Annotated in this window: 10 protein-coding genes and 1 pseudogene; 5 read left to right on the plus strand and 6 right to left on the minus strand. The window is 51.3% G+C overall.

Features of this window, described 5'->3' with window-relative positions:
* Positions 1-51: 51 nt before the first annotated feature.
* Complete coding sequence (gene nifJ / locus JW499_RS19495) at positions 52-3669, minus strand: pyruvate:ferredoxin (flavodoxin) oxidoreductase (protein WP_232846529.1); 3618 nt, start codon at positions 3667-3669, stop codon at positions 52-54.
* Between the two features lie 269 nt (positions 3670-3938).
* Here nifJ and cysS point away from each other — a divergent pair, with 269 nt between their 5' ends.
* The 5 genes from cysS (at position 3939) to JW499_RS19520 (ending at position 9690) form a co-directional block, all read left to right on the plus strand.
* Positions 3939-5324 carry a cysteine--tRNA ligase gene (gene cysS / locus JW499_RS19500; RefSeq protein WP_205212165.1) on the plus strand — a complete coding sequence of 462 codons (1386 nt, stop codon included), beginning with the start codon at positions 3939-3941 and terminating at the stop codon, positions 5322-5324.
* A 71-nt stretch (positions 5325-5395) separates the two neighbouring features.
* Complete coding sequence (locus tag JW499_RS19505) at positions 5396-6064, plus strand: TIGR04282 family arsenosugar biosynthesis glycosyltransferase (protein ID WP_205212155.1); 669 nt, start codon at positions 5396-5398, stop codon at positions 6062-6064.
* 9 nt (positions 6065-6073) lie between these two features.
* A complete protein-coding gene (locus tag JW499_RS19510; RefSeq protein ID WP_205212156.1) occupies positions 6074-6985 on the plus strand; it encodes a radical SAM protein in 912 nt (303 codons plus the stop codon).
* A 164-nt stretch (positions 6986-7149) separates the two neighbouring features.
* Complete coding sequence (locus JW499_RS19515; protein ID WP_205212157.1) at positions 7150-7863, plus strand: glycosyltransferase family protein; 714 nt, start codon at positions 7150-7152, stop codon at positions 7861-7863.
* A gap of 57 nt (positions 7864-7920) precedes the next feature.
* Positions 7921-9690, plus strand: coding sequence for an ABC transporter transmembrane domain-containing protein (locus JW499_RS19520; protein WP_205212158.1), 1770 nt, complete (start codon positions 7921-7923; stop codon positions 9688-9690).
* Positions 9691-9714: 24 nt separating this feature from the next.
* Here JW499_RS19520 and JW499_RS19525 read toward each other — a convergent pair whose 3' ends face one another.
* From JW499_RS19525 to JW499_RS19540, 5 genes and pseudogenes are all read right to left on the minus strand, one after another.
* The gene (locus JW499_RS19525) at positions 9715-10554 is read right to left on the minus strand and encodes an enoyl-CoA hydratase-related protein (RefSeq protein WP_205212159.1); all 840 of its coding nucleotides are present in this window, start codon (positions 10552-10554) and stop codon (positions 9715-9717) included.
* A gap of 78 nt (positions 10555-10632) precedes the next feature.
* Positions 10633-10947, minus strand: coding sequence for a cupin domain-containing protein (locus JW499_RS19530; protein ID WP_205212160.1), 315 nt, complete (start codon positions 10945-10947; stop codon positions 10633-10635).
* Between the two features lie 224 nt (positions 10948-11171).
* Entirely contained in the window at positions 11172-11549 is a 378-nt protein-coding gene (locus tag JW499_RS23060; protein ID WP_416135411.1) for a CZB domain-containing protein, read from the minus strand.
* 24 nt (positions 11550-11573) lie between these two features.
* Positions 11574-12260, minus strand: a pseudogene (locus JW499_RS23065) (methyl-accepting chemotaxis protein); the annotation flags it as partial.
* 342 nt (positions 12261-12602) lie between these two features.
* Complete coding sequence (locus JW499_RS19540; protein WP_205212162.1) at positions 12603-13217, minus strand: OmpW/AlkL family protein; 615 nt, start codon at positions 13215-13217, stop codon at positions 12603-12605.
* Positions 13218-13532: the final 315 nt, after the last annotated feature.

Genomic DNA, 13532 nt, shown 5'->3' on the forward strand with positions numbered 1-13532 from the left:
CCGGGCTCAATGCTGAAGATTGAGCCTGGTTATCCGGTCAGGTTTATCTGGTTACTCCGGTGATGGCGCTTCCTCCCAATCCATCTCCGCCATCTGCTGATACCGCTTATAACGTTCGCTGACATCGTGTTGTGCCTTATCGAGAAATGCTGCGGCCTCAACGGGGTGTGCTTTTAACAGCGAGTTGAAGCGGGTCTCCCGGCGGGCAAACTCAGAATAGGGGATCGATGGTGGTTTGGAGTCCATCTTCAGTGGGTTTTTATGCTGATCTGCCAGACGGGGGTCGTAGCGGAACAGCGGCCAGTGACCGCTATCGACGGCTAACTGCTGATGCAGGTGGTTATCCTTCATCTCGAAGCCGTGAGCGATACAGGGGGAGTAGGCGATAATCAGTGACGGGCCATCATAGGATTCCGCTTCGAGAAATGCCCGCAGGGTCTGAACGTCTTTGGCAGCATAAGCCACATGGGCCACATAGACATGCTCGTAGTCCATGGCGATGCGGGCCAGATCTTTTTTCGCGACCGATTTGCCGGATGCGGAGAATTTCGCGACTGCGCCAATCGGTGTTGCCTTGGATGTCTGGCCGCCGGTATTGGAGTACACCTCGGTATCCAATACCAGGATATTGACGTTGCGTCCTGAAGCCAGTACATGGTCAAGTCCGCCAAAACCGATATCATATGCCCAGCCATCCCCCCCGATAATCCACACACTCTTACGGCAGAGCTGATCAGCAAGATGACGCAGCTCAACGGCTTTGTCTCCGATCTCCGAATGATCGCTGAGGCCATCCAGCGCGAGTTTAAGCTTTTCGACTGACTGGCGCTGGTGCTCGATACCGGCTTCATCAGCTTCTGTTTCAGTCAGCAACGATTCAACCAGTTCAGGATCAAGCTTCTCCTTTAATTCCTGCAACAGGCTGATGGCATAGGCTTTCTGTTTATCCAGCGCCACCCGCATACCCAGCCCAAACTCGGCATTATCTTCAAACAGAGAGTTGTTCCAGGCAGGCCCGCGACCATCCGGGTTTTTGGTCCAGGGAGTGGTGGGCAGGTTGCCACCATAGATAGATGAACAACCGGTGGCGTTGGCAACCAGCATCCGGTCGCCAAATAGCTGACTGGCGAGGCGAATATAGGAGGTTTCACCACAGCCGGAACAGGCTCCGCTGAACTCGAACAGAGGCTGAAATACCATCGAGCCCTTAAGAGTTGTATTTTTCAGTGTGGTGCGGTCAAACTCTGGCAAAGACAGGAAAAACTCCCAGTTGTCTTTTTCCACTCCGAAGGTTTGTTCCTTCGGTACCATGTTGATCGCTTTGTGCTCCGGATGCTGTTTATCAACAATCGGGCAGATATCAACACACAGAGTACAGCCTGTACAGTCTTCGGGAGAGACCTGATAGCTGATATAGCTGTCTTCAGGAAAATCTTTCGCGCCTTTGACGGGCACGGCCCGGAATCCATCCGGGGCTTCTTGCAACAGTGACTTATCAAAAATCTTGCTACGGATAACGCTGTGAGGGCAGACCAACACACACTTACCACAATGGGTGCACAGCTCTTCATCCCACAGCGGCAGCTCTGTCGCCAGATCGCGCTTTTCGAATGCTGTGGTGCCGGTGGGCCAGGTGCCATCAGCAGAGAGGGCGCTGACCGGTATCCGGTCACCGTGACCGGCAATCAGTTCTGCGGTCAGCTGGCGAACAAAGTCATTGGCGCGATTGGCACTCAGTTCATGCATCGGAATGCGGCTGGTGGCCCGCTCGTGAACCTTAATTTCATGCAGCTGGCTGAGACTGGCATCAATTGCATTGAGGTTCAACTCAACCACTTTCGGGTTGCTGCTATAGGATTTCCTGACAGCGTCTTTGATCAGCGCGATCGCCTGATCAATTGGCAGAATCCCGGAAATCTTAAAGAAGCAGCTCTGCATAATGGTATTGATTCGTTTACCCATACCGCATTCGGTCGCAACCCGGTAGGCATCGATAGCATACAGGCGGATCTGCTTTTCGATCAGCTGTTGTTGGACGGTTTCGGGCAGGGTGTCCCAGAGTTCATCCGGTGCAGCGCTGCTATTCAAAAGGAATACCGCGCCATGACGGGCTTTTTCCAGCATCGGATAAAGGCTCAGGAAACGGGGTTGATGGCAGGCGACGAAATCCGCCTGTCCCTCCTGTATTTCATAGGCTGAATGAATCTTGTGAGGACCGAACCGCAGATGGGAAACGGTTACCGCGCCGGATTTCTTCGAATCGTAAACAAAGTGCCCCTGCGCATAATAGCCGTCCTGATCGCCGATGATTTTAATACTGTTCTTATTGGCACTGACCGTCCCGTCAGCGCCCAGGCCATAAAATACCGCCTGATAGGCATCATTATGGGCATCGGTAATAAAGTGAGGATCATAGCTGATACTGGTGTGAGTCAGGTCGTCATCGATACCAACGGTAAACAGATTTTTGCTCTGCGGTTTGGCCAGCTCATCAAATACACCGCGAATCATCGCGGGGGTAAACTCTTTTGAGGAGAGACCAAAACGCCCGCCCAAGAGTTTCGGAAGCTTATCTGCGGTTAGCTTTCCGGACAGGATTGATTGTATAAATGCCGTGGCGATATCTTTGTACAGCGGCTCTCCGTCGGCACCGGGTTCTTTGGTGCGATCCAGTACCGCGATCTGTTTTACACTGTCAGGCAGGGCATTGAGCAGACGGGTGGCGTCGAACGGTCGGAACAGCCGAACTTTCAGGACTCCGGTTTTGCCGCCGTTGCGATTGATAAAGTCGACGGTTTCGCTGGCGGTTTCCGCACCAGACCCCATCAGAACAATCACCGACTCGGCATCTATCGCCCCTTCATATTCGTAAAGCTGGTATTGACGCCCCGTCACTTCGGCAAAGCGGTTCATCGCCTGCTGCACGATCTCAGGGAAGGCCTCGTAATAGGGGTTGCAGGCTTCCCGGGCCTGGAAAAAGATATCCGGGTTCTGGGAGGTGCCACGCACTACAGGATGATCGGGTGATAGTGCCCGGTTGCGGCAATCCCGTACCCGCTCCATATTGATCAACTGTCGCAGCATCGCTTCGGTGACCACCTCGACCTTGCTGACTTCATGGCTGGTACGAAATCCATCAAAGAAATGCAGTAGCGGTACCCGTCCCTCCAGAGTAGACATCTCGGCGATGGTGGCCATATCCATCACCTCCTGTACCGAGTTGGAAGCAAGCATCGCGAAGCCGGTTGACCGGGTAGCCATCACATCACTGTGGTCACAGAAAATTGACAGAGCGTGGGTCGCCAGCGAGCGAGCAGCAATATGAAAAACAGTCGGCGTCAGCTCTCCGGCAATCTTATACATATTCGGGATTTTAAGCAGCAACCCCTGAGAGGCAGTAAAAGTAGTGGTTTTTGCCCCGGCCTGCAAAGCTCCGTGAACCGCACCGGCGGCCCCGCCTTCGCTTTGTAACTCAATCACATCGGGTACTACGCCCCAGAGGTTTCTGACTCCGTCGGCACTCCAGCTATCACTCATCTCCCCCATGGGTGAAGCCGGAGTGATCGGGTAGATCGCGATAACATCATTGAGGTGATGAGCAATATAGGCGGCGGCTTCGTTGCCATCCATCATTCGGGTTTGCCTGGTATCTTTGACTGGGCTGTTCATTGTGGTACTCCCGGGCATACTAAAACGTCAACTTACTATATTAGTTTATTCTTATAAGTCTGTGTTGTTTTAACTATTATTACAGCAATTGTGGCAGGAACTGTTCTGGATCAACGATCAGATCCCTCATTTTGAGACAAATAGACAGCTCGCTGTTGCGTGATAAAAGTAATTTTAATCAGGTTGTTAAATCCCCGCCGGTTTCCTCTATAATGGTCAGCTTGTTTTTTACTGAACTTCATCCTGACCTGACTCATAAGCGAATTCCGATGTTGCAGATCTATAACACCCTGACCAAAGAAAAAGCCCCGTTCCAGCCGCTGGAAGAGGGCAAGATCAATATGTATGTATGCGGTATCACCGTATACGACTTCTGTCATATCGGACATGCAAGGGTGATGGTGGCGTTTGACGTAATTACCCGCTATCTGCGGGCCCGAGGCTGGGATGTTAACTATATCCGCAATATCACCGATGTTGATGACAAGATCATTAAGCGGGCTCAGGAGAATGGCGAACGTCCTGATCAACTGACCGATCGTATGATCGAGGCGATGCACGAGGATGAAGATAAACTCAGTGTTCTGCGCCCGGATCGTGAGCCCCGTGCGACTGCGCATATGCAGGATATTATTGATATGGTGCAGGTGCTGATTGAAAAGGGTTTTGCCTACGCCGCCGCCAATGGTGATGTCTACTATCGGGTTGAGAAGTTTGCCGACTATGGCAAACTGACCAACAAAAATATTGATGAACTGCGCTCCGGTGCCCGGGTTGAGGTTCAGGATGCCAAAGAGAGCCCGCTGGATTTTGTACTCTGGAAAGCCGCCAAGCCGGGGGAGGTGAGCTGGGAGTCTCCCTGGGGAACAGGCCGGCCCGGCTGGCATATTGAGTGTTCAGCGATGTCTAAATGCTGTCTCGGTGATACCTTTGATATCCATGGTGGCGGGCCGGATCTGCCATTTCCGCACCATGAGAATGAGATCGCTCAGTCTGAAGCGGCGAACGGCGTTAAATTCGTCAATACCTGGATGCACGCCGGGGCGGTGCGGGTCAATGCCGAGAAGATGTCCAAATCTCTGGGCAACTTCTTTACCATCCGTGATGTACTGGAAAAGTACGATGCTGAGGTGGTCCGTTATTTCCTTTCTTCCGTACATTATCGCAGTTATATCGATTACTCCGAGAGTAGCCTTAAGGAAGCCCGCAGCGCTCTGGAGCGTTTCTATCAGGCGCTGAATGGCGTTGAAGCGGTTGCTGCTGAACTGGATAACGACTACGAAGGGCGCTTCTATGCTGCGATGGATGATGATTTCAACACCCCAAAAGCCCTGGCAGTGCTGTTTGAGCTGGTTAACGAACTTAACTCTGCCTCACGGGCCGGGGATGCAAAAGCACCGGCACTGGCTGCTCAGTTAAAACAGCTGGGTGGTATTCTTGGGCTGTTACAGCAGTCACCAGAAGCGTTTTTACAGGGTGAAAGTAAAGCCGGTGAGATTACCCCGGAACAGATCGAAGCGCTGATTCAACAGCGTGCTGATGCGAAGCAAGCGAAGAATTTCGCCGCTGCTGATCAGATTCGGGAAGACCTGGTCGCCCAGGGGATTATTCTCAAAGATAGTCGCGAAGGAACCACCTGGTTTCGTGAAGGCTAACTAAACCCGAGTGTTAAGTGGTTTTTAAAGGCAGCAAGTGGCTGCCTTTTTTCTGTTTAAAGGATGGATAGATGAGTCAGCAGCCAACACTGGTTATCTTTTGTAAACGGCCATTGCATGGTCAGGGTAAGCAGCGCATCGCCGCGACACTGGGTAAAGATGCCGCCTATCAGGTTGCCTGTGCGTTGCTCAATTGCGCCCTTGAGGATGCCAGAAGCTGGCCGGGACCGGTCGTGCTTTCACCCGGCAGTGAAGCTGATCGCCAGTGGGCAGAAGATCTGCTGTTGCGGGAATGTCAGGTAATTCCTCAGTGCGAAGGTAATCTGGGGGCAAAACTGAATTATGTGGATCGGATTGTACGACAGCAGGGGGTTGAACAGTTGCTGTTTATCGGAACCGATGCGCCGGAGCACAACGCTCAGCGTTATGCTGAGCTTTGCCAGTTACTGCAGCAGAGTGATATTGTGCTTTCACCTGCCGAAGATGGCGGTGTCACCGCGATGGGCGGGCGCAGCCCCTGGCCAGTGTTGGAAAATCTGCCCTGGAGTACCCCACAGCTGGGGGCGCAACTGGCCTGTGCATGTGAAGCGGCTGATTTTCAGGTTGCTTTCAGCTCCACGGGCTATGATGTGGATACTGAAGCTGATTTGCGCCGGCTGCTGGGAACACTTGCGTATGATTCCCGTCCTGCCCGGCAACAGCTGTTACAACTGTTACAGGTTTTACTCAAAGAGAGGTAAGGGGTTGATATGGAACGGATACGGAGTCGTGACTGGTATACAACAGCTGATGGTTCTGATCGGGGTTATATTCGCCCTTATCTGTTGAAAGAGTTGTGGTTTCATACCGGAACGGCCTGCAATCTCAGCTGCGACTTCTGCCTTGAGGGGTCGGGACCCGGTGATCAGCGGCTGCAACTGCTGAAGCTTGAGGATGTGACGCCCTTTATCGATCAGGCCCTTGAGCTGGGCGTTGAACAGTTCTCCTTTACCGGTGGGGAGCCTTTTCTGGCCAAAGACCTCATCAGGATTCTCCAGCGTGCTTCTGAGCACGCTCCCTGTCTGGTGCTGACCAATGGCACCGATGCACTGCAAAAACGTCTGCATCAGTTGGTGCCATTATTAAAGAGCCGTTTTCCGGTCAGTTTCAGAGTCAGTATCGATTCGCCTGTTGAAGCGGAGCATGACGCCGGGCGGGGTCAGGGGATGTTTGACCTTGCGCTGAAGGGGATGAAAGCGCTTTACGATATGGGCTTTCATGTATCGGTGGCGCGTCATATGGCAGAAGCAGAGAACTCTGTGGAGGTAGAGCAGTCCTATCGGGACTTATTAGTCTCACGCGGATTACCGGCTGAAACTAAGTTTGTTGCCTTCCCGGACTTTCTGCCGCCGGGGAGTCATGGCCATGGGCCGGATATCACCACCCACTGTATGACTCACTATCATACCGAAGAGACCCGCAACAGCTTTATGTGTGCCTTCAGTAAGATGGTGGTCAAGCAAAATGGCCGGATGAGGGTTTATGCCTGCACGCTGGTGGATGATGATCCCGAATATGATCTGGGTGGTGACCTGCGCCAGGCGCTGGAACAGCAGATCAGTATGAAGCACCATCGCTGTTTTTCATGTTTCAGGTATGGAGCATCATGCAGCGAAACCTAGTTATGTTGTGAAGCTTGGTCATGTATTAAAGCTTGGTCATGTAGTAAAGCTTAGTCATGTAGTAAAGCTTAGTCAGGCAGTGATGTTTAGCCTGGTTTCCCCCGGATATTTCAGTCAGCGATATATTTTAGTAAACGCTATATTTTAGGAAACGATATAGTTTAATGAGCGATCAGGTGTTGTGTCAGCATAGTATCTCTGTCGTGATTCCGGTCGGTCCGGCCGAAACCAGTCTGCAGCCGATGCTCGGCCAGCTTGCTTGTCTGCAGCAGGCACAAAAAATCATTTTTGTGTTTTGTCCGGCCTCTGAACATCTTATTTCGCATTTACCCAGCAGTGATCAGATTGATGCTTTAACCGTTGAAGCGGGACGAGCCCGGCAATTGAATACCGGGGCGCGAGAGGTTGAGTCCGGGTATATCTGGTTTCTTCATCTGGATAGTCAACTCAGCCATCGTCAGTGGCAGATGCTTAATCAGAGTCTGACACGTCGGCCTGATGCGCTGCACTATTTTAATCTGCGCTTCCTGAACGACGGTGCTGGGCCGGTGTGGCTCAATAGCCTGGGGGCCAATCTGCGGTCACGCTATTTGGGTTTACCCTTTGGCGACCAGGGGTTCTGCCTTTCGGCCAGGCAATTTGAACGCTTGGGTGGTTATCCGGTCGAAGCAGTGTATGGTGAAGATCATCTGCTTGTCTGGCGAGCCCATCAACAGGGCGTACAATTAGTCAATACCGGTGTGGAACTGATCACCAGTGCGCGTAAATACGCCAGCACGGGCTGGGGGCAGCTAACGCTGAAGTATCAGTTCTACTGGATCAGGCAGGCTCTGCCACAACTCTGGCGGCTGTTGAAAAGCAAGTGGTTAACGCATTAACCACTGTCTTCTGAGCAGCTCTCTTTGCAACCGTTTTTCTATTCGGGTTTCGCACGGATGAATAAATTATCAACGCTGGCCCAGTTATTGCGGTTTATGCTGCCATATCGCAAGTACTGGGTCGGCGCGATGATCGCGCTGCTATTCACCGCAGGTATAACCCTGGCGATCGGTCAGGGTGTGCGACTGGTGATCGATAAGGGCTTTGTCGCGGGCTCTGTCACGCAGCTGAATCAGGCGATTCTGGTGCTGATCGGGATGGCGGTGCTGATGGCCATTGGTACCTTTGTCCGTTTCTATCTGGTCTCCTGGCTTGGCGAGCGGGTGACCGCCGATATTCGTCAGGCGGTGTTCGATAATGTGATCGGTCTGCACCCCAGTTTCTTTGAAACTAACCGCAGTGGCGAGATTATGTCCCGTCTGACCACCGATACCACTCTGTTGCAATCGATCATTGGCAGCTCTTTCTCGATGGCACTGCGTAGTCTGGTAACGACGTCCGGTGCGCTGATTATGTTGTTTGTCACCAATATCAAGTTGTCCTTAATTATCGTTGCCGGTGTGCCGCTGATCCTGTTGCCGATTCTGATCTTCGGCCGCAGGGTGCGGGCACTGGCGCGTAAAAGCCAGGATAGTATTGCCGATGTTGGCAGTTATGCCGGTGAGGCGATTCAGCAGATTAAGACGGTGCAGAGTTATACGCAGGAGCTGCATGAGAGTCGCGCATTTGGCCTTGAGGTAGACAGTGCTTTCAGCATCGCACAGAAGCGTATTCGTCAAAGGGCGTCATTGATGGCGATGGTTATCCTGCTGGTTTTCGGGGCGCTCTCCGGGATGCTCTGGGTTGGCGGTTATGATGTGATCACCGGGGCCATGACCGCCGGTGAACTGGGCGCTTTTGTGTTTTATGCGCTGATCGTTGCCATGGGGGTTGGCACCATGTCGGAGGTTTATGGTGAGCTTCAGCGGGCCGTCGGTGCCACCGAGCGGCTGATGGAGCTGCTTGATGCCCAGAGCGAGATACAGGCCCCTGATAAGGAGACTGCCACAGATACTGCTAATCTGCGGGCTGAGTTGCGGCTTAACGATGTGAGTTTTAATTACCCATCCCGTCCGGATCAGGCGGCTCTGGCAGACTTTTCGCTAACCTTCGCCGAAGGCGCTATCACTGCTCTGGTGGGGCCATCCGGAGCGGGTAAGTCCACTGTATTTGAGCTGTTGTTACGCTTCTATGACCCTCAGCGTGGTCAGATCTGTTTTGATACAGCCGATCTGCGGGATCTTGACCCCCGGGAGCTCAGACAACAGATTGCGCTGGTCTCGCAGCAACCGGCACTTTTCACCGCCAATGTGATTGAAAATATCCGCTATGGGCGCAATGATGCCAGTACCGATGAGGTGATTGCGGCAGCAAAAGCCGCCTATGCCCATGAGTTTATTGAACGTCTCCCGGATGGGTATTACAGCGATCTGGGAGAGCAGGGGGTACGTCTCTCGGGTGGCCAGAAACAGCGGATCGCTATTGCCCGGGCGATCCTCAATGACCGAAGGATACTGCTGCTGGATGAAGCGACCAGCGCGCTGGATACCGAGAGTGAACATAAAGTTCAACTGGCACTGGATACTTTGATGCAGGGCAGAACAACCATTATTATCGCGCACCGGTTGTCGACGATTCTGCATGCAGACCAGATCGTGGTAATGGACCAGGGGAGAGTTGTTGCTATGGGACGCCATGAGGAGTTGTTGCAACGCTCTGAGCTGTATTCACGTCTGGCAAAATTGCAGTTTAAAACTGACGCCAGAGAGCAGGCGTCAGTAGAGTAGGCATTTTGCTATAACAGGGTTTGCTTATCTGCCGTGATAGTTTGGCGGCCGTTTTTCAACAAAGGCGTTGACCGCTTCCAGGTGGTCTTCGGTGTTGTGGCAAATCCCCTGCATCAGAGCGCAATGTTCCAGAAACTCGGGCAGTTCCATTTTCTGGGCGGTTTTCAGCAACCGTTTTGTCATTCTGAGTGCCTGTGGTGGTTTGTCCGCTATTCTGCTTGCCAGTTCCATCGCCCTGCCCATCAGTTGTTCTGGCTCTACTACCTCTAACAGGATGCCCAGCTCTTTCGCCTCATCAGCGCCGATCATTTTGCCGGTCAGTGTCAGTTCTGCCGCTTTTTGATAGCCGATGAGTCGTTGTAGAAACCAGGCTCCACCATCACCGGGGATGATGCCGAGGTTGACGAAGGTTTCACCCAGCAATACCTGAGTTGATGCAATGCGCAGATCGCACATACAGGTCAGATCAAAGCCAGCACCAATGGCCGGCCCATTAATCGCCGCGATCACCGGGATATCAATATGGCCCATGGCCAGAGGAATGCGCTGAATGCCCTGGCGGTATTTTTCCTGAACCGTATAGACATCGCCCCCAAAAGCTCCGTGTTTATGGATGCCATCCCGCTCACTCATCTCTTTGATATTGCCGCCGGCTGAGAACGCGCTGCCCTCGCCGGTCAGTATCAGCACCGACACTTCAGGAGTGCGGTTAACCCACTCTGCCACCTGGATAATATCGTCAATCAGTCCAGTGCCTGTGAGGGCGTTACGTACATCGTGGCGCCTGAACGTTAGCGTTGCAATACGGTTAGACAGTACTAATTCACTATCGATCAGCGATGGAAGTTTTACATCACCTGTCATGGGTATTCCTTTGTATTTATAAGTTTTTTAGTAGATTTTCAGTGTATCAGAGGAAGCTGTAACGGCTATTTGCCACAATCAGCCGTAATGGATCGCCAGCCATATGGTGTCTTCATTGGGTGATGTCCATTCAACACGATGCCGTCGGTGCGCGGGGATATGGAGGTAATCACCGCAATGGAGCGTCCTTGACTGACTATCGGGATAACCGATCTGGGCGGTACCCTGAATCAGCAGAATCCACTCATGCTGATCCTGATCATACCAATAGTTTTCGGGGGAGTGATGCCCCCGGGATACGATACGCTCAATCTTCAGGTGGTTATTTTCTAACAGCGTTGTAAATAACTCACCAGGAAGCTGTGCCGGAATATTAGTTAGCAGGTTCTGCATCGGTCTGTCTCAGCTGTATGTTAGCTGAAGATTAGTTTAGTTTGGCAGATTATTCATTGTAATAGGTATGAGCACTCTATAGGGGGGGATTTTCTTTTTCTCAGGAGGGAGAGAAATAATGTCAGTACGGGGACGCAGGTGATCGGGCTAAAGAGTCTAAGGGTGAGTATGTTCACCCTTTTTATACGTACCGGCTTTATACCTATCAGGGGCAGGGCTATCGGTTACTTACCGATTTCAGCGCCCAGCCTATCCAGTATTGTGAATGTTTCATCGCTGGCACGTTCCATCAACCGGATGCCTTCCAGTGATCCCTTCAGATCATTCTCTGCGATACGTTCCAGTGCTAACAATCCACCTTTATGTACCTCAGCATGAGGGGTTTCCAGTGAGGCAAAGCTTGGCATTGTTTTGTAGGTCTGAGCACCGTCACCTTCATAATACCATCTGCCCAAACGGCACTGATTGTGGTCTGCGATCTGGCCATCCCCGGATTCTTTGTTCAGCCAATGGTTGTATATGTCTTGTTTCCAGACCATATGATCCATTTTTACTGTCTCAAGGAAACTGGCCATCGCTTCATCGGTAATGGTTTCATGCATCGAAACAGAGTGATTGATTAGCCGTTCCAGGGATGCGTTGGTTTCAGTTGCATTGCCTAGCATTGAACCACAGTTATTGAGTGTCTCAGAGATACTGCTGCCTGTTTCCTGAGTGCTATGGTCTATCTGTGCAACCAGCTTTTCAATCTCTCCACTGGCTTCGCTGGCCCGTTTTGCCAGGTTACGGACTTCATCGGCAACGACCGCAAAACCGCGACCCTGTTCGCCGGCTCTGGCTGCCTCAATGGCTGCATTCAGCGCCAGAAGGTTTGTTTGTTCAGAAATATTCTTGATACTGCCGACAAACTGGGTGATCTCTTCAGCAACATTACGAAGTGTTGATACCTGCTCATGTATGGTACTGACTTCACCATTGACATCACTGAGACCCGCTACCAGTTTTTTCATATTGGAGGAGGATTGATCATAGATCGTTGCAGAGTCCAGTATCTTATTCCGTTCAGAAAGCAGGTGAGTCGCCATTGATGCGATTCGTTCGCGAATATTGTTGAGTTTTGAAAAGCCCTGAATCGCGCCCCTCATTACCCCGATATCGTTATCTTTTTCGCCTGTGGCCTGTCTTAATTGTGACTCCAGTAGAGCGATGCGTTCCTGTGCTGTATTCAGTTCCTGCTCAAGCTTCTTGTTTTTCTGCTCATGCCTGATAACTTCCTGACGTGTTTCAGCCAGTATCCGAGCTCTAACAAACATAGGGATTAACGCTCCTGGAAAAGATAAATTTGTAAAACACCACCCAAGCCGCCAGACCCGTTACATCCAGGCTATTGCTTATCTGGTATAAACAGTACGGGATTTTCACATTTTATTAAAACCGGGTCAAAGTAAATCACTCTTATATAACTAATTGATACGCCAGTAGATAACACTCTTTATAATTGCTTATAACCAGTATTCATTATCTGGAGTTGATCGTGTTTAATGATATCAATCGGGGGAAATATAAAGCGATAATATTGAGGTGCTGTTACTCAGAGTATCTGGATGATGCTGGGAGGCGGGGGCCGTCCCAGCATCCGGTCTGATCAGCTTTAATCAGAACTTGTAGCCGACAGAAACCATATACACCATTGGGTCGATCTCAATTTCGCCCAGATTGGTACCATCCACTTTTACATCGGTATTGATATCCATCTTCCAGACTGCGGCATTCAGAAGCCACTGATCATTAAGTGAATAATCGACACCTATCTGACCCGCCAGTCCCCATGAACTATCAAGCTGCAGTTTAGTCCCGGCCAGAGCGCCTGTTGTGTTTTCTGAGAAGAAAGCGGTGTAGTTAATGCCCAGCCCGACATAGGGCTGAAAGGCAGAACTGCTATCCATCGGATAGTACTGCAGGGACAGGGTCGGTGGCAGATGTTTAGTATCACCGACCTTCGCTCCATTAAGGGTAATGTCGTGCTTGAAAGGGGTCGCAGCCAGCAGTTCCAGACCGAGGTTATCGGTCAGCATATAGGTGCCGGTAATACCCAGCTGGGTATTGGCGTCGACATCTAAACCTGGAACGAGTGTGTTATTCGATGTCTGTGGGTCAACGTTCGCCGCACCTACCCGTAAGATCATATCGCCTGCTTCGTATGCCATACAGTTAGCTGTGGCAGCCAGTGATACACCCAGCACTAATGCGGAAAGAGCTTTTCTGTTCATTAAGACCATCCTTTTGTTAAACGGCTATCAAAAAGTGAACCTATTTGATGCTTATTTAATTAGAAAAGTATTGATTTAAGACAATTTTAGCTGGCTGAAACAATCCTTGGATGATGCCGCTGCGCCAGGTCAAAATAACCATTAAAAAATAATGGGTACTTTAGGGGTGGCATGAATACTGCTGGCATAAAAAAAGGACGCCGAAGCGTCCCTTTTTATCACCTGGTCAGGTCAGATATTAACCGAACTGGTTCATGGTGTTGTCTTCACCCGCCGCTTTCAGTGCCGCTTCACCGGCGAAGTATTCTTTGTGAT

It is taken from the genome of Amphritea pacifica, assembly GCF_016924145.1.
GTDB lineage: Bacteria > Pseudomonadota > Gammaproteobacteria > Pseudomonadales > Balneatricaceae > Amphritea > Amphritea pacifica.